The organism is Pseudomonas caspiana (assembly GCF_002158995.1).
Classification (GTDB): domain Bacteria; phylum Pseudomonadota; class Gammaproteobacteria; order Pseudomonadales; family Pseudomonadaceae; genus Aquipseudomonas; species Aquipseudomonas caspiana.
Genome location: NZ_LOHF01000027.1, coordinates 15185 through 32579, shown reverse-complemented (window position 1 = coordinate 32579; position 17395 = coordinate 15185). Strand labels below are relative to the sequence as shown.

16 protein-coding genes and 1 pseudogene are annotated in these 17395 nt (G+C 58.7%); 4 read left to right on the top strand and 13 right to left on the bottom strand.

The genetic code is table 11. The features are described from left to right. Window positions 1–52 precede the first annotated feature (52 nt). The 13 genes and pseudogenes from AUC60_RS23740 to AUC60_RS23685 form a co-directional block, all read right to left on the bottom strand. Window positions 53–946, bottom strand: a complete 894-nt coding sequence (locus tag AUC60_RS23740) for a metal ABC transporter substrate-binding protein (RefSeq protein ID WP_087273464.1) — start codon at window positions 944–946, stop codon at window positions 53–55. Between the two features lie 16 nt (window positions 947–962). Further along, entirely contained in the window at window positions 963–1832 is an 870-nt protein-coding gene (locus AUC60_RS23735; protein WP_087273553.1) for a metal ABC transporter permease, read from the bottom strand. 148 nt (window positions 1833–1980) lie between these two features. Next, the gene (gene aztA, locus AUC60_RS23730; protein WP_087273462.1) at window positions 1981–2724 is read right to left on the bottom strand and encodes a zinc ABC transporter ATP-binding protein AztA; all 744 of its coding nucleotides are present in this window, start codon (window positions 2722–2724) and stop codon (window positions 1981–1983) included. Then, entirely contained in the window at window positions 2721–2852 is a 132-nt protein-coding gene (locus AUC60_RS28295; RefSeq protein WP_274521403.1) for a hypothetical protein, read from the bottom strand. The genes aztA and AUC60_RS28295 overlap by 4 nt, the downstream gene beginning before the upstream one ends. Before the next feature lie 75 nt (window positions 2853–2927). Continuing rightward, window positions 2928–5696: a cystathionine beta-lyase gene (gene metC / locus AUC60_RS23725; RefSeq protein WP_087273460.1), complete on the bottom strand. Its 2769-nt coding sequence runs from the start codon at window positions 5694–5696 to the stop codon at window positions 2928–2930. Window positions 5697–5905: 209 nt separating this feature from the next. Continuing rightward, entirely contained in the window at window positions 5906–6502 is a 597-nt protein-coding gene (locus AUC60_RS23720; protein WP_087273458.1) for a cysteine dioxygenase family protein, read from the bottom strand. A gap of 126 nt (window positions 6503–6628) precedes the next feature. Then, window positions 6629–7465 carry an amino acid ABC transporter ATP-binding protein gene (locus tag AUC60_RS23715; RefSeq protein ID WP_087273456.1) on the bottom strand — a complete coding sequence of 279 codons (837 nt, stop codon included), beginning with the start codon at window positions 7463–7465 and terminating at the stop codon, window positions 6629–6631. After that, complete coding sequence (locus AUC60_RS23710) at window positions 7452–8243, bottom strand: amino acid ABC transporter permease (protein ID WP_087273454.1); 792 nt, start codon at window positions 8241–8243, stop codon at window positions 7452–7454. Before AUC60_RS23710 ends, AUC60_RS23715 begins: the two co-directional genes overlap by 14 nt. Further along, a complete protein-coding gene (locus tag AUC60_RS23705; protein ID WP_087273452.1) occupies window positions 8233–8967 on the bottom strand; it encodes an amino acid ABC transporter permease in 735 nt (244 codons plus the stop codon). The genes AUC60_RS23710 and AUC60_RS23705 overlap by 11 nt, the downstream gene beginning before the upstream one ends. Continuing rightward, the gene (locus AUC60_RS23700; protein WP_087273450.1) at window positions 8964–10181 is read right to left on the bottom strand and encodes an aminotransferase class I/II-fold pyridoxal phosphate-dependent enzyme; all 1218 of its coding nucleotides are present in this window, start codon (window positions 10179–10181) and stop codon (window positions 8964–8966) included. The genes AUC60_RS23705 and AUC60_RS23700 overlap by 4 nt, the downstream gene beginning before the upstream one ends. Next, a pseudogene (locus AUC60_RS23695) lies at window positions 10178–11618 on the bottom strand (FAD-binding oxidoreductase). Before AUC60_RS23695 ends, AUC60_RS23700 begins: the two are co-directional and overlap by 4 nt. Beyond that, window positions 11615–12454, bottom strand: coding sequence for a transporter substrate-binding domain-containing protein (locus tag AUC60_RS23690; protein WP_087273448.1), 840 nt, complete (start codon window positions 12452–12454; stop codon window positions 11615–11617). The pseudogene AUC60_RS23695 and the gene AUC60_RS23690 overlap by 4 nt, the downstream one beginning before the upstream one ends. A gap of 156 nt (window positions 12455–12610) precedes the next feature. Next, the gene (locus tag AUC60_RS23685) at window positions 12611–13444 is read right to left on the bottom strand and encodes a transporter substrate-binding domain-containing protein (RefSeq protein WP_087273446.1); all 834 of its coding nucleotides are present in this window, start codon (window positions 13442–13444) and stop codon (window positions 12611–12613) included. Between the two features lie 245 nt (window positions 13445–13689). Here AUC60_RS23685 and AUC60_RS23680 point away from each other — a divergent pair, with 245 nt between their 5' ends. The 4 genes from AUC60_RS23680 to AUC60_RS23665 all read left to right on the top strand — a co-directional run bounded on the left by AUC60_RS23680 (window position 13690) and on the right by AUC60_RS23665 (window position 17352). Next, on the top strand, window positions 13690–14559 hold the full coding sequence (locus AUC60_RS23680) for a LysR substrate-binding domain-containing protein (RefSeq protein ID WP_087273443.1): 870 nt from the start codon (window positions 13690–13692) through the stop codon (window positions 14557–14559). 268 nt (window positions 14560–14827) lie between these two features. Beyond that, window positions 14828–16048: a putative DNA modification/repair radical SAM protein gene (locus AUC60_RS23675; RefSeq protein ID WP_087273441.1), complete on the top strand. Its 1221-nt coding sequence runs from the start codon at window positions 14828–14830 to the stop codon at window positions 16046–16048. Beyond that, window positions 16045–16887, top strand: coding sequence for a TIGR03915 family putative DNA repair protein (locus AUC60_RS23670; RefSeq protein ID WP_087273439.1), 843 nt, complete (start codon window positions 16045–16047; stop codon window positions 16885–16887). Before AUC60_RS23675 ends, AUC60_RS23670 begins: the two co-directional genes overlap by 4 nt. 123 nt (window positions 16888–17010) lie before the next feature. Then, the gene (locus AUC60_RS23665) at window positions 17011–17352 is read left to right on the top strand and encodes a helix-turn-helix domain-containing protein (protein ID WP_087273436.1); all 342 of its coding nucleotides are present in this window, start codon (window positions 17011–17013) and stop codon (window positions 17350–17352) included. The last annotated feature ends 43 nt before the right edge of the window (window positions 17353–17395 follow it).

Below are 17395 nucleotides of genomic sequence, written 5' to 3'. Positions count from 1 at the left end.
TGAATGCTTCGCAGCCTTCGGCAGCTCCTACAGAAAATGCATTTCAATAGGGTTATTTACCCTGCATCGCCGCGACCAACTGATCAACGTTGTACCTGAACATCTGCACATAGCTCGCCGCTGGCCCGTTGGCTGGCGACAGCGCTTCCACATATAACTCGCCACCCGGCTTGGCACCGCTGGCGTCGGCGATCTGTTTCACCAGGCGCGGATCACCGGAGTTCTCAAAGAAGTACGCACTGACATGCTCCGCCTTGATCTGCCGGATCAGCTTGCCCACATCCGCTGCCGAAGCTTCAGATTCGGTGGAGAAACCCAGTGGCGACAGGAACGTGACGCCATACGCATCGCCAAAGTAGCCAAAGGCATCATGTGAGGTCAGCACTTTGCGCTGCGCCACCGGGAGCGACTGGATTTGCGTCCGTGCGTAGCTGTCCAGCGCTTTAAGCTGCTCGGTGTAGCGTTCGCCATTGGCCTGATAAACGCTGGCACCTGCGGGGTCGGCCTTTTCCAGCGCGGCAACGATATTGCGCACGTAAATCACCGCGTTGGCGGCGCTGTTCCAGGCGTGTGGGTCGGTGATGCGCTGGCCGTCCTCTTCCATGCTGCGGGTCTTGATCCCGTTGGACAGCACCACTGGCTCGCCTTTGTAGCCTGATGCCTTGATCAGCCGATCCATCCAGCCTTCCAGATGCAAGCCGCTGACAAACGCCAGATCAGCTTTCTTTAGCGCCTGAGCGTCGGCCGGGCTGGGCTCATAGACATGCGGATCACCATTGGGACCGATCAGCGACGTGACATGCACCCGCTCGCCGCCGACGTTCTGCACCATGTCGGCAATGACTGTAAATGACGCGACGGCTTCCAGCGGTTTGGCTTGAGCCAGAACACTGAACGCGGACAGCACAAGGGCTGCCATCGAACTCAACAGCATTGATCGTTTCATGACGTTCCTCTTGAAATCAGTGGGTCAGGTGGGATTGGGGAAACAGGCCGCGCAGGATGCCCGTGCGGCCGAACAACAGAGAAAAGCCATAAAAAGCGCTAGCGGTCAGGACGATGGCGGGTCCAGAAGCGACGCTCATGTGGTAGGAAATAATCAGTCCGATCAGCCCTGACAATGTCGCTACCAGCGTCGAAATGGCCACCAGTGCGCTCAATGAAGTGGCCCAGAAGCGCGCCGCCGTCGCCGGGAGCATCATCATGCCGACCGCCATCAAGGTGCCCAGCGCCTGAAAGCCTGCCACCAGATTGAGCACCACCAACAACAGAAAAAGTACGTGATACAGCGAGCCACGCCCGCCGACGGCTCGCAGGAATCCGGGATCAAAACACTCCAGGACCAGTGGCCGATAAATCAGTGCCAGCAGGATCACGGTGAACGAAGCGATGGCGCCGACCATGTAAATCGCATCGGCGTCGATGGCGAGAATGGTGCCAAACAGCACATGCAGCAGATCCACATTGGAGCCATGCAGAGAAACGATCATTACTCCGGCTGCCAGCGAGGTCAGGTAGAAACTGGCGAAACTGGCGTCCTCACGCAGGGCGGTCAAACGGCTGACCAGGCCCGACAGCAGCGCGACCGCCAGACCAGCGATCAAGCCGCCGATGCCCATGGCAGGCAGCGACAAACCAAAAAACAGAAAGCCCAATGCGGCACCTGGCAACACCGCATGACTCATGGCATCGCCCACCAGACTCATGCGCCGCAGCATCAACAACACGCCCACCGGCCCCGAGCCAATCCCCAGCGCCAGACACGCCACCAGAGCTCGGCGCATGAAGCCGAATTCGATGAAGGGTTCGATGAGCAAGGTGTAGAGGGTCATGAGAATGCCCTCAAAATCCTGAATGAAATCCGATTCCTTGTAGGAGTGAGCTTGCTCGCGATGCGGTACATCGGCCAACAGGTGAGCGTCTGACCTGACGCCATCGCGAGCAAGCTCACTCCTACAGAACCTGGCACTCCCAAATACATCATTGAGCCTGCCCCCCACACAACTCCGCATCTGCACTCCAGAACTCGGCCATGTTCCGTGCCTTGCGCAGGTTTTCGACGTTGAGCACGTCTGCAGTAGCGCCCCAGGCAATGGCTTCTCGGGCCATCAACAGGGTTTGCGGAAAGTGCTGACGCACCTGATCGATGTCATGCAGCACTGCGATGACGGTTCTGCCCTGTCCGTGCCAGACACGCACCAGCTCCAGCAGATCGCGGGTGGTGCGTGCGTCAATCGCGGTGAAAGGTTCGTCGAGCAGGATAACGGCCGCATCCTGCAGCAACAGCCGGGCGAACAGCACCCGCTGAAACTGTCCGGAAGACAGCGAACCAATGCTGCGAGACTCAAAGCCTTCCAACCCCACCGCTTGCAGTGATTCCTGCGTGCGCTTCGCCAGGTCGCGCGTCAAGCCACGGAACGCGCCGATGCTGCGCCACGCGCCCATCGCCACGGTGTCTGCCACGCTCAATGGAAAGCTGCGGTCGATTTCCGCGGCTTGAGGCAAATAGCCCAGGGTTTTGGTCGCCAGATTGCCACGCTCCACCCGCCCTGACGCCGGCTTCATGGTGCCGGCGATGGCTTTGATCAGGGTCGATTTGCCCGCGCCGTTGGGCCCGACAATCGCCGTCAGGCTGCCCGCTTCGAAACAGCCATTGATGTGATGCACCGCAGGCCGACGTTCGTAGGCGACGGTCAGGTTCTTGAGGGAAATGGCGGCGCTCATGGAATGGCCACCGCCCAGATGATGGCCAACCACAGTAAAACCAGCGTGCCCAGAGCGAGCACGACTCGCTTCCATGCCGATTGAGTGAGAACCGAACCGGCGATGGAAGGAACACGGGGTGCTTTCATGAATCAGTAACCTGCAACGATTCGTTACAGTATTACATATCAGAAAATCTAAATGTTATGAAATAACATTTATGTTCACCATGTACCGATTGCGACAAAGCCTTTTTGCAGATCTTCGATCAACGCCGCCACATCCTCCAGACCAATGTGCAAACGCAGCACCGGGTTCAGCGCCTTATCCGCCAGATTCTCCCGATCACTCAAATCGGCAACTGTGATCAAGCTCTCGTAACCGCCCCACGACGCACCCAGTCCAAACAGACTCAAGGCGCCGATAAAAAGGTCCAGTTGAGCAGGATCGGCATTCACCAGTTCGAACGACAACAAACCGTTGCTGCCACTGAAGTCGCGCTTGAACACCGCGTGATCCGGATGCTCCACCAGCGCCGGATGGAAGACCCTTTTGACCAGAGGTTGCGCCTGTAGCCAATGGGCAATTTCCAGTGCCTGACGCTCATGCACATCCAGCCGCGAGGCCAGCGTCCGGGCGCCGCGCAATACCAGATAAGCATCGTCAGGGCTGACGGTGTTGCCGAAGGTTTCGCTCATTCGCCCCAAAGCTGGCCACACCTCCTTGCGCGTGCAAACGCTGCCCATCACCACGTCGCTATGGCCGCAAATGTACTTGGTCAACGCCATGATCGAGATGTCGGCACCCAGCGTCAGCGGCCGATACAGGTAGCCCGAACCCCAGGTGTTATCGACGGCCAGCAGAATGCCCCGTGGTTTGCACAGTGCTGCGATGGCAGGCAGATCACAGAGTTCGTAGAGCAACGAACCCGGCACCTCGGCGTAGACCATTTTGGTATTGGCTTGCAGCAGCCCTTCCAGCCCGCGTCCATCGGCCGGGAAATAACCGACCTCGATACCGAACGGGGCAAGAAACTCTTTCGCCAGTCTGCGCACCGGGCCATAGACCGCGTCGGTGAGCAGCACATGATCTCCCGGGCGCAGATACGCCAGAAAGGTTTGCGCCGCAGCCGCCAGTCCGGTCGAGAACAGCTTGGTGCGATACCCGCCTTCCAGCTCGGTGACAAGATCTTCCAGGGCAAACCCGGTCGGATTACCCCGCGCGCCGTAGCTCAGAACGCGTTCCGTATCGCGACGCTTACGGATGTCACGCATCTGGCTGAGGCTGTCGAACAGCACGGTGCTCATTCGGGTCACCGGAACATTGACTGCGCGCCCGCCGCTGCCTTTTTCAGTGCGCGCGGCGTGGACCAGCCGTGTCCGCACATCAGAGGTAGAGGACGGGCGCTCAGGCTTTTTTGCGTGCAAAGGCTTCAGACTGTTGATTTCCTGTTCGGTCATTTGCGCCAGCAAGCCTATTTCCCAGGCCAGATACTGACGTGCCGCGTCCTTGTTGCCGGAATGCCGGTCGTGAGTGAAGAACAGGAAGTCGATGCACTGGGCGTCGGCCAGCGCCGTGGAGCTCTCTACCAGCGGCAAGCCCGCTGCTTGCCAGGCTGCAAAGCCGCCCTCCAGCAAACGCACTGTCGCACGTTGCGCTTCAGGTAGTTCAAGAGCCGCCAGTTGCGCGACTTCATGGTTGTCGGCCAGTAAAACCAGCGGTCGTGTTTCATCAGCCACCGCGTTAGCCAACAGTGGGCGAATCGACCAGCGCGAACCTTCGATGTGCGCCTTGCGGAAGCGGGTGCTTGGGCGCAGATCGATCAGGGCAATGGCGTCATCCTTCAAGGCATCAAAGGCGGCCGCCGGTTTGATAATCGGCAACGGTGCAGCCTCCAGGCGCTGAGCGACTGGCAGCGCCAGACCACTGTTGACACCGTCGGCCAGCACGTAAGCCTGATGCCCCAACTGGCGCAGCCAGCCGGCAATAATAGGTGCACGAATGCCATCGGAATCAATCAGCACAACACGCGCATGGCGCACGCCGACGTACAGATCGGTGGACTGAATCAACTGCCCGCCCGGCGTATGTTGCGCGCCCGGCAAGGTCGCTGCGGCAAACTCTTCAGCAGTGCGCACGTCGCACAGGAAAAGACTACGGGTTTTATCTTCTGCCCATCTGGCGACCTGCTCCGCGCTGACGGTTTCGACACCGGTTTTTTGCGCCAGTGCATGAGCGGCTTTGCGCTGTTTGCCAAGGGATTCGACCGCCACCTGATCGGGATAACGTCGAGTGCTGCCATGCTCCAGTTGCAGGTCAGCCAGATACCACCCTTGAGTGCCGTTTTCCAAGGCGTAAACCGGGTTTTTCACGCCCAGATCGATCAGCGTTTGTGCACCGATGATGCTGCGGGTACGCCCTGCGCAGTTGACGACAATTGGCGTGACTTCATCGTTGATCAACGCCGGCAGCCGATAGCCCAGTTCGCCATTGGGGCAGCAAATGGAACCGGGAATGGTCATTTTGCGGTATTCATCGAACGGCCGACCGTCGAGCACCAGCAACGGCTCGCCGCGAGCCTGCCATTGCGCCAGCTCACCAGCGGTGATGTGTGGCGTGTGGCTGGCCTCTTCCACCAGTTCGCCAAATGCCTTGGAAGGCACGTGAACACCGGCGAACAGCTGCAAACCCGCTGCCTGCCAGCCATCCGCGCCGTCTTGCAGGATGTGCACCTGCTGATAACCCAGCGCCGCAAGACGAGCGGCTGCACGTGGGGCCACGTCGCTGCCGGTCTGGTCATAGATCACCAGACGTACGGCAGGATTGGGCGCCAGACGCGGCGCTTCAATTTCCAGTCGGCTATACGGCAGATTCTGCCCGTGGAACAAATGTGCCTCGCCGTATTGGCCGTGCTCACGCACATCAAACAGGGCAATTTCCTGTCCGTCGAAAAGCCACTGCTGCAGTTGTGCTGGAGTGATGGTCTGGCTCATGGAATCTCACAAATTGTTGTATTGACGCAGGGCCTGTTGGAGCTGGGCTTGTGTGCGATAAACGATAACTCGGTGCGACTTCTATCCGCGTTTCATGCATCGCGGGCAAGCACCGCTTCCACAGGTCCTCTGCTCGCTCCAGAGCGGCAGTGGCATCTGAAAAGTTATCGTCGGCGCGCTGCCACAGGCATGCAAACAGAGCAGTTCAATCACGCATAGGCCTTGATCGAAGGCTCCATCTGCGAGGCGTTGTAATTCAGCACACGGCCTTCTTCGTTCACGCCAAACCGGCCGTTCAACGACTCCAGCGGGCGGCCATACAAATGGAAATGCAGAGTCGGCGTTTCACCGTCCACACGAATACCGTGCAGGTCTTCGCCGAGGAAACCGATTGGCGTGCCCGGCTGCACCACGACCTCTTTTTCCAGTTCGAGTCTGGCGTATTCAGGATTGCTGCCGTCGTCGGTACGGGCCCAGACGTAGTTGATCTCCTGGCCTTGCACAGCAACGATCACGGCCCAGGTCTCATGATTGTGCGGCAAGGTCTTTTTGCCTGGCAGCAGCGAGTTCATGTAAAGCGTTGGCGTATTGCCGTCGTCGTTCAGGCGATAGCGAAAAGCCGTCGAGCCAGCGCCCGGCACCGGTGATGGAAACGTGTCGAAGTTGAACAGGTCATGGCGAGTGGCGAGGCCTTCAAGCAACCCAATGATCTCCTGCAACGCCGCCCGGTCTACGCCGCGGTCGTTGATCACACGCACTTGCTGCAAAAGGGTTTCGATGGCTTCGGCACGGTTTTCAATGGTCATAAATACTCCTGGATTATTTGTTGAATTGGAATGCGATCTTCCTGTGGGAGCGGTGCTTGCCCGCAAGCCCAGCTCCCACATGGGAAAGCATTTCAAATCAAAACAGTTGGGGGTCCTCTTAAAGCCTCAAACAGAAATGCTGTACCGGCCCAGATTGCCCAGCACATACGGATCATTCTGTGCTGCCGGACGGCGACCGGAATCACCCAGCGCATGACGCAGAAACTCCTGGGTACGCTCGCTGATCGGCCGCTGGAAAATCTGCTCGGCGCTGCCGTGTTCAACGATCAGACCGTTTTCGGTGAAATACACCACGTCGCTGATTTCTTCGGCAAAGCGCATTTCGTGGGTGACCAACACACAGGTCATACCCTCCTCCGTCAGCTCGCGGATCACGGTCAGTACCTCGCCGACCGTTTCCGGGTCCAGCGCGGAGGTCACTTCGTCAAACAGGATCAATTCCGGCCGCATGGCCAACGCCCTGGCAATCGCCACCCGCTGTTGCTGACCACCCGACAATTGGCCGGGATAAGCATCCGCCTTGTGTTCCATGCGGACCTTGGCCAGCAGCGCACGAGCCTGTTGCTCAGCCTCGGCTCGGCTGACACCCAGCACCTTGCGCGGCGCGATCACCAGGTTCTCCAGTACCGACAGATGCGGAAACAGGTTGTATTGCTGAAACACAAAGCCAACCCGCTTACGCAACTCGATGCGGTCGGCTTCGGTGGCCAGCTTGTTGACCTCCGTTGCACCGACCTGGATGGTCCCGCGCTGGGTCTGCAGCAGACCGGTGATGCAACGCAGGATGGTCGATTTACCCGAACCTGAAGGCCCGATAATTGACACCGCCTGCCCCCGTTGCACTTCCAGATCAATACCTTTGAGGACATGGTTGGTGCCGAACGATAAATGCAGATCGCGCAGGCTGACCAGAGGGCTGGACGCTTTATCAGTAGAAGGCATAACGGCGCTCCAGACGTTGAGTCAAACGGGAAATCGGATAGCAGTAGGCAAAAAACAGTGCCAACAGGCTCAGGTAAATCAGCACCGTGAAACCGGTCTGATTCACGGTATTACTGGCGATCTGTGCGGTGTCGATAACATCGTGCACACCCACCAGCGAAGCCAATGCCGTGCCCATGGTGATCACCGCATAGAGGTTCATCCACGGCGGCAACATCCGCTTGAAGCACTGCGGCAGGATGATCGACGTGAAAATCTGCCAGCGGGTGAACGCCAGTGAGCGTGCTGCTTCCCACTGAGTGCTCGGGATCGAGCCAATCGCACCACGGAAGATCTCCGCGACGTTGGCGCTGGCAGGCAATGCCAGGCCGATGGTGACCTTGACCCAGTCGGGAAACGCTATGTAAGAGCTGCCAATGTGAATTTCGAACGGGAACACGTACGTCGTGAAATAGATCAGCACCAACCACGGCGCATTACGGAAGATCTGCACCCAGATTCGCGCCGGAAGACGCAATATCCAGGCGGGCGACAAGGCCAGCGCACCGATCAAAAGCCCTGCGACAGTACCCAGACCAATCGCCACCAGGCTGATCAGAATGTTCTGCCCGAAGCCCTTGGCCAACGCGGGCGACCATTGCACCAAGGCCATAAACACCGGGCTTTGCGGCGCCGCGAATATCAGCCAGGCCACCACCAGCACCGCCAGAAGAAGCTTGCCCAAGTGGCGACGTGGCCAGGCCACCGGCGCCGCTGCTGTGGAAGAATCAATGGCCATAACCAGGCATCCTCAGGCGCGCTTCGAGGGCGCGGCCTACACAATTGACGACGAAGCTCAGCAAGCCAAAGAACGACAGAATCAGGATCATCAACTCCAGCACGTTGTCGCTCTGGGTCCAGATCATGATCGCCGCGTAGGTGATGTCGCCGACGGCAATGGCCGACGCCACAGCGGTCATCTTCACCAGATCAATCAGGTTGTTGATCAGTGACGGCAAGGCAAACCGTAGCGCCAGCGGCAACTGCACATTCCATAGCAACTGACGGCTGCTGAATGCCAGCGAGCTGGCGGCTTCCATGGTGACTGACGGCACTGCCTCGATACCGGCGCGTAATGCCTCGGCATGAAACGCACCCTTGTGCAGGGAGATCACGATCACCACCCAGGCAAACGGCGTCAGCGGGTTCGCCGCGCCGACCGCCTGAGTCAGCAACATGTTCAGCACCAGAAACGCGCAATACAGCTGGACGAGCGTCGGCGTGTTACGGGTAACTTCAATGAAGATCCGCGCCGGAGTTGCCAGATAAGCCTTGCCCGAGGTGAGCATTGCCGCCAGCACGACACCCACCAGCAAACTGCCGACAATGGTGAATGCACACAGCAACAGCGTAGTCAGCGCACCGTCCACCATGGATCCGCGCTGATAGGCATCCAGCAAGAAGTTGTAGTTGAGCCCGAACCCGGCGGTCCAGTGCACGAACAGTTCCAGCCAATGACTCATGCCGGGACCTCGCTGTGCAAACGTGCGCAGGCTGCGGCAATGCGCCGTCCGGCTTCGGCAACGCTGGCCGTTGCTGTGGCAATCGACAGGCGGAACCAGGGCGACAGTCCATAGGCGCTTCCTGCGACGCCAGCAACGCCGGACTCAAGCAGCCAGTCGACCACATCGGCGTCGCTATCAATGCGCTGACCGTCCGGACGATAACGGCCGAGCAAACCGGCGCAGCGGACAAACACAAAGAATCCGCCTTGTGGCTCCAGCACCTGTAAGCCATCCACATCGCGCAATGCAGCAACCAATAGATCGCGACGCTGGTGATAAGCCGCGACTTGCTCCGGCAGGAAACCCAGGCCACCTTCAAAGGCCGCCAGTGCCGCAGCCTGCCCCACCGACGATGCGCCGGAGGTGGACTGCGACTGGACGACGGTCATGGCGGTCGTCAGTTGTTGCGGACCGGCACCAAAGCCGATGCGCCAGCCGGTCATGGCGTAGGTTTTGGACACCCCACCCACCAGCAGGCAACGCGATTGCAGATCCGGCGCGACGTTGAGCAGGTTCAACGCCTGACGGTCATCAAACCGAATGTGCTCATACAGCTCATCAAGCAGGACCAAAACCTGCGGATAGCGGCGCAGGACTTGGGCCAGCGCCAACAGTTCGGCTTCGCTGTACACCGCGCCGCTCGGATTTCCAGGCCCGTTGAGAATCAGCCAGCGAGTGCGCTCAGTGATGTGGCTTTCCAGTTGGGCTGGCGTCAGTTTGCAGCCCTGCTCCAACGGACATTCGATGAACACCGGTTCGCCGCCACTGAAACGTACGCTGTCAGGGAACGACGGCCAGTACGGTACCGGCACCAGCACTTCATCACCGTCATCCAGCGTCGCAGCGAAGGCGTTGTAGATAATCTGTTTGGCACCATTGGCAATCACGATAGAGGGCAGCGTGTAGTCCAGACGGTTTTCCCGTTTGAGTTTGCGCTGCACGGCATCACGCAAGGCCTTTACGCCGGGAGTCGCTGTGTATTTGGTGTCGCCCGCCGCAATTGCCGCATAGGCGGCCTGCTTGATGTGTTCCGGGGTATCGAAATCCGGCTCACCGGTAGTCAGGTCGAGAATATCGACTCCGGCTTCGCGCAAGGCGGTGACGCGGGATTTGGCTGCGGCATTGGCCGACAGCGTGACGCGCTGCACGCGTTTTGACAGACGCACACTCATGGCGCTTCTCCCTGTTCGCCAACCACCAGGACTTTGCCGGGGTTGAGCAGGTTTTTCGGGTCCAGCGCCTGCTTGATGCGACGCATCAGGTCCAGCTCTACCGGGCTTTTATAGCGGGTCAGCATCTGTAACTTGCGCTGACCGATGCCGTGCTCGGCGCTGATCGAGCCGCCGAAGGCATGGGCACTGTCGTGCACCAGTGCACTTAAAGCGGCGTAATTAGCCATATGCGCTTCAACTGTCGAATCCAGCGGATGGGCCACGTTGTAGTGCAGATTGCCGTCGCCCAGATGGCCGAAAGTGAAGTTGCGCACGCCGGGGAAATGCTTCTGCAACAAGGCATCGGTGTGGGCAACGAACTCGACCACACGGGAGATCGGCACAGAAATGTCATGCTTCATGTTGCGACCGGCGCGTTTCTGCGCGTCACTCATGTTCTCGCGCAGCAACCACAGAGCTTCGCTTTGAGCGAGGCTTTCGGCGATCAACGCGTCGGCCAACAGATCGCGTTCAAACGCAGCGCCCAACACGTCTTCAAACGACTGTCGGGCATGAGTTTCGCTGTGGTTGTCAGACAGCTCCAGCAGTGCGAACCAGGGTTGCACTGAATTGGAAAAGGGCTTGCTTGGGACCTTCCGGGAATTGTTCGCGCAACAACGCCAGGCAATCCGCCGTCAGTAATTCGAAAGCCGTCAGGCTTGCGCCAAATCCGGCACGAGCGTGGGACAGAAAGCTCACCGCCTGATCCAGCGACTCAAACGCCAGGAACGCCGTTGCCTGCGCTTTGGGCAGAGGAAAAAGCTTCAAGGTCGCAGCGGTGATAATGCCCAGCGTGCCTTCGCTGCCGATGTACAAATCACGCAAGTCGTAGCCGGTGTTGTCTTTACGCAGGCCACGCAAGCCATGCCAGATTTCGCCTTCGGCAGTTACCACTTCCAGACCCAGGGTCAATTCTCGGGTGTTGCCATAACGCAACACCGCAGTGCCGCCTGCGTTGGTGCCCAGATTGCCGCCGATGGTGCAACTGCCCTCTGCACCCAGGCTGAGCGGAAACAGACGGTCGACGCTGCGCGCCACGCCCTGCAGGTTTTGCAGGATGCAACCAGCCTCGACGGTGAACGTGTCGTTGTCGGTATCAATGGCACGCACGCGATTCAGACGATCGAGCAGTAACAGCACGGCGTTTCCAGTCTCATCGGGTGTCGCCGCGCCCATCAATCCAGTGTTGCCGCCTTGCACCACAATCGGTGCTTCATGGGCGACACACAAACGCACAACCGCTGCGACCTGTTCGGTGTCGGCCGGATGCACGATAGCCACCACCCGCCCGACATAACTGCCCTGTTTGTCGGTCAGTTGCGGCGCGGCGTGTTCACCGCTTTGCACGTGGCTGGCGCCCAGCAGGTGCTGCAACGCTTCGAACAGGTCTGCACTCATTGCTTGACGGCCAACGGCGCAGCGTTACGGAATTTTTCATGCAGGTCGCGCAAGGCCTGGGAAGGTGCCATGCCGGTGCGCTCACCGACTTCGATCAACCAGCCGCTGCGGTGCCAGTCACGCACAATGGCGTCAAGTCTGGCTTGCACGTCATGTTCGCCCTTGCGAATCCAGATCACCGAGTTGGACGGGATCAGGTCGGTCGGCAAAGGAGTCGAATAATCAGCCCACTCCGCTTCGCTGAGCAGCGCATGCATGGTCGGACTGACGTGCACCGCCGCTACGCAACCGTTGCCGCGCAGGGACAGCAGCGATTCGGACTGACTGCGGAACGCCTTGATCTGCGCACCGTAGGTCTCCTGCAATGGCTTGATGAAGTTGCTGCCCTGGGACACGCATACCGGCTTGCCCTTTAGGTCTTCCCATTTGCTAATGCCCGAGCCTTTGCGAATCAGTGCTGCGCCGCCCACTTCTTCATAAGGGGTCGGCACGTAATCGAGAATCTCGGCGCGCTCATCGGTGTACTGCATGTTGGCGATCAGCAGATCGACTTTGCCCTGCTGCAGGAACTGCACACGATTGGGTGCAAGTACCGAAACGGTTTCCAGCTCGACGCCCAGTTGTTTGGCGATCCCTTTGGCCAGCTCGACGTTATAGCCAAGATGCTCGCCGGTGGTGGGGTCGATGGTGCCGAATGGCGGGCCACTGAGAATCACGCCGATGCTGATCTTGTGACGCTGCTGGATCTTGTCCAGCGTCGCGTCGGCATGTGCCAGCCCGGCACAGAGCACCAGGCCGAGGGCCGTAAGGGTTTTGCGGGTGAAGAAGGTGTTCATGGGTGTTTCCTAGGTAACCGAAGTCGGTCATTTGGAATAGTGCATCCTGTGGGAGCGGTGCTTGCCCGCGATAAACGATAACGCGGTGTCTCTTCCATCCGCGTCTCATGCATCGCGGGCAAGCCTCGCTCCCACAAAGGGTCAACAAATCAAATCTCAGCCCTTGAACTGCGCATGCAGCTCAACCAGCGCAGGCGATGCCGGGGTGATGTTGTGGCGCTTCTCGGCCTCGATCAGAAAGCCGGTGCGGTGCCAGTCCTTGACGATGGTGTCCAGCTTGGCCTGGGTGTCGGTTTCGCCCTGACGGGTCCAGATCACCGACGGCGCCGGGTTGAGTTCCGGAGAGATGGCGCGGTAGTCCTTCCATTCAGGATTGCTGGCCAACAATGGATTGATCAGGGTGGAGTCATGAACTGCAGCGACGCAGTTGTTGCCGCGCAGCGCCAGCAGCGATTCGGAAGAGCTTTTGAACGCCTTCAGTTCAGCACCGAACTCAGTCAGCGGCTTGACGTAGCTGCTGCCCTGGGAAGTGCACACTGGCTGACCTTTAAGGTCTTGCCAAGTATTGATCTTGCTGTCCTTCAATACCGCTGCCGTGCCGCCAACCCGATAGAAAGGTGTCGGCACAGAACCCAGAATCTGGCCGCGCTCGGCGGTCCATTCCATGTTGGCGATCAACAGGTCGACCTTGCCCTGCTGCAGGAACTGCACACGGTTGGCTGGCAACACCGGCACCAGCTCCACTTCAGCACCCAGACGGCGACCGATGTCTTCGGCCAGATCGACGTTCAAGCCCTTGGGTTTCTGGCTGGAAGGGTCGATCGAACCGAACGGCCCACCGGAAAGCAGAACCCCGACCACCAGCTTGTGCCGGGCTTCAATCTTGTCCAGCGTGGCATCGGCCTGGGCCATACCGCTAACGGCGAGCGAAACCAAAGCGCCCAGCATGACGGGCATGAAACGAGAAACTGGAGAGCGAGTGGTCGGCATAATCATTCCCTGTTAATGGTCGGCGTACCCCGACCTGATGTGTGGGCATCCTAGGTAGCGCCGACGATTAACGGAAATTCAAATATCAAATATGGTTATAACTTTCTGTATTCCAGATTTAAGCAAAAACGCTATAAGCTCGTAAAACCTAGCGTTCGTGGAGTTTCTCAAAAACACCGAACGACATTACATAAAAATACGTAATGTATTGGGTTGCCTGAATGATATGAACCGAGCCATTCCCCATGCCGAACAACCCGTCCAGCCCAACCCTTGACCTTGAATTGCTGCGCACTTTCATCGCAGTGGTCGATCACCACAGCTTTGCTGAAGCCGGAGCCCGATTGGCACGCACGCAATCCTCCGTGACCCAGCACATGCAGCGTCTGGAACAACAAGTGGGGGTCAGCCTGTTTCAGAAGCAGGGCCGCCAGAAACAGCTCACCGAACCGGGCCGTCAGTTATTGCGTCATGCCCGGCAAATGCTGGCGCTCAATGACGAAGCACTCAACTCCCTGCGCGAGGACAGCTTGAGTGGCGTCCTGCGCATCGGCTCGCCTCACGACATCGCCGATACAATCCTGCCGCCGATCCTCAGCCATATCGCCCGTTCAGCACCCCGCCTGCGGCTGGAAATAGACGTCGGCCGCAGCCCGTTTCTGATGGACGATTTGCATCGCGGCAAAGTGGATCTGGTGATTTCCACTCGCGAAGATCCTGACCTTGAAGGCTTCGCTTTACGAACATCGCCGGTGTGGTGGATCTGTTCTGCCGGGTACATTCACGAGCCAGGCGAGCCGCTACCCTTGATCCTGATTGATGAGCCGAGCATTTATCGGCGTTATGCGCTGGAAGCGCTGGAGCGCGCAAACATCCCTTGGCGTCAGGCGTACCTTGCATCCAACCTGATCGGTGTCAAGGCCGCCACCCGCGCGGGGCTCGGGGTCACTGCAAGAAGCATGGAGATGCTTGGCCCGGACATGCGCGTGCTGGGTGAAAACGACGGTCTGCCGCGTCTTCCGGACGTCACTTACCATCTATGGATCAGGCCCAACACGGTCAACCCGCTGGCGCGGCGGGCGTATGATCTGATTCGCGGGAGTCAGGGGTTGTAGGGGAAGTTCTGAGGAGTGGCAGAGGTTTTCAAGTGAAGATTTTGCTCATTTAAATTGAAATGGGATCGTATGTGGGAGCGGTGCTTGCCCGCGATACAGGCAACGCAAATCGCGGGCAAGCACCGCTCCCACATGGGATTGCATTCCAACTCACAATATCCATCCATTCCATTTCTCATAACTGATAAAGCCCATTCACCCGACCGCAGGACATTGCCTCGCGCAATCGAACCCTATACTGTACATGCAAACAGTATCGGAGTTTCCCATGCAGCTGATCGACAAGCTCAGCATCCTCGCTGACGCCGCCAAGTACGATGCTTCATGCGCCAGCAGCGGCGCGCCCAAGCGCAGTTCGGAAGGCAAGACCGGCCTTGGTTCGAGTACCGGCATGGGCATTTGCCATAGCTACACGCCCGACGGACGCTGCGTTTCGCTGCTCAAGATCCTGCTAACGAATTTCTGTCTGTACGACTGCCAATACTGCGTGAATCGCCGCTCCAGTGATGTCCCCCGCGCACGCTTCAGCCCCGAGGAAGTGGTCACCCTGACGCTGGACTTCTACCGCCGTAACTGCGTTAGCGGGCTGTTTCTCAGTTCCGGCATCATTCGCTCGTCCGACTACACCATGGAGCAGTTGATCGAGGTGGCGAGACAGCTTCGGGAGGTCCATGAGTTTCGTGGTTATATCCACCTCAAGACCATCCCGGACGCTGACCCGGCGCTGATCGAAATGGCCGGCAGATACGCGGATCGCTTGAGCGTCAACATCGAACTGCCCACCGATGACGGCTTGAAAACACTGGCACCGGAAAAAAACGTCGTCACGATCAAGCAGGCGATGCAGACCATCCATACCGGGCAACAGACGATCCTCAACGAGCCGCGCGCGCCACGCTTCGTTCCCGCCGGGCAAAGCACGCAGATGATCGTCGGCGCCGACGAAACCGACGACAGCACTATCCTTGGCAGCGCTGAATCTCTGTACGGCAATTACGGCCTGCGCCGGGTCTATTATTCCGCGTTCAGTCCGATCCCCAACAGCCCGAAAAGTGTTCCCCTGGCCGCCCCGCCATTGATGCGTGAACATCGCCTGTATCAGGCAGATTTCCTGTTGCGTGGTTACGGTTTCAAGGTCAAAGAACTGTTTCAGGGCGCGGGTGATCTGGCGCTGGACATCGATCCAAAACTCGCCTGGGCGCTGAACAACCGCAGTCTGTTCCCCATGGACCTCAACCGCGCTGATGCTTCACAGATTGCGAGAATTCCGGGCATCGGTATCCGCACGACCAATCGTTTGGTGGAGCTACGCCGTCAACGTCGAATCCGCTACGAAGACTTGACCCGCATGCGTTGCGTGCTGGCCAAGGCCAAGCCGTTCATCATCACCTGTGACTACCACCCGACTCAGGCAGAGAGCAGCAGCGAGTCACTGCACATGCTGTTGCGCGACCGCCCTGCTCCGCAGCAGATGGGGTTGTGGGGATGATTTGCCTGGATTGCGACGACCTGTTCGACACCTGGCGGCAGCAGGCACGCTGGCTGCTCAGTCATGAGGTCGATCCCAGTCAGGTGAGCTGGAAGTCCAGCGACGGTAGTGACCTGTTCGGCTCTGATCACAGCTACCCGGAACAACAAGGGCCCTTTCAGGCACGTATTCCGCTGGCATTGCTGCAACTACTGGAAAACGCCGCGCAGTTTCGAGGCGATCAACGCTGGAGCCTGCTGTACGAAGTGCTATGGCGAGTCAGCCATGGGGATCGCACTGCAATGCTGGCGGGCGACAAACTGGGCAGCGAGCTGCATCGACGGATCAAGCAGGTCAGCCGAGAGGCGCATCATCTGCATGCGTTTCTGCGTTTTGTTGCATTGCCTGGCTCTGAATTGCCGGAGCAATACGCGCAGCCGCAGTATGTCGCGTGGCACGAACCCGCCCACGACATCCTCCACAGCGCCAGCCAGCATTTTGTTGGCCGCATGGGTCAGCATCGCTGGATGATTGCCACGCCCAAAGACGGCGTGTATTACGACGGCCAGCAACTAATCCATCAGCGCATCTGCCCGCCTGCCTGGCAACAACTGGCGCGCAACGCTGACGACCCGGGTGGCGAGTTGTGGCTGACCTATTACAGCCACATCTTCAACCCTGCACGGCTGAATCCGAAAGTCATGGAAGGCCATTTTCCAAGTCGTTTCTGGAAAAATCTGCCTGAAGGACCTTTAATTCCAGCGCTGATCAGTGAAGCCAGAACCGGAAAGCAGCGCGACGGTCAAGCCAGCCAGATTGCTGCCAGGCCTGGCAAGCGCATCTCTCGCGGCCCGAGCTAGAGAGGCTTCGTGAATAATCAGCAAGGATCAAAGCCATCACACATCGAGGGCTTCTGTTAATCTGCTGTACACCTCATACACAACGACCTCTTCACGAGAGCGGTCGGCATCAGGACTTATCGAATGGAAGGCATGGGCCTGAGACTGAAGCTGGAAAGAAAGCGACTCGATCTTTCACAGCGTGATTTGGGGCTGATTGGCGGGGTTGAGGCCAATGCCCAAGGGCTTTACGAAAGAGGCAATCGCTTTCCGAATGCTGAATACCTCAGGGCCGTTGCCAAAGCCGGAGTCGATGTGTTGTTCGTGATAACCGGATCGCGGGAACTGCTGGCGATTGACTCCATTTCGGCGGGCGAAACAAAAGTCCTGAGCGAGCTGGACGGCTTGCCATCCGACGTGCAGGAAGACATCAAGCGCCTGATCAGCACGCTTTCCGTAGGGGAAGAGCAAGCCCCTAAGTCCTGATCAAGTCTCAAACCTTGTAAGAGTTCACAAGCACCGCGAGGCA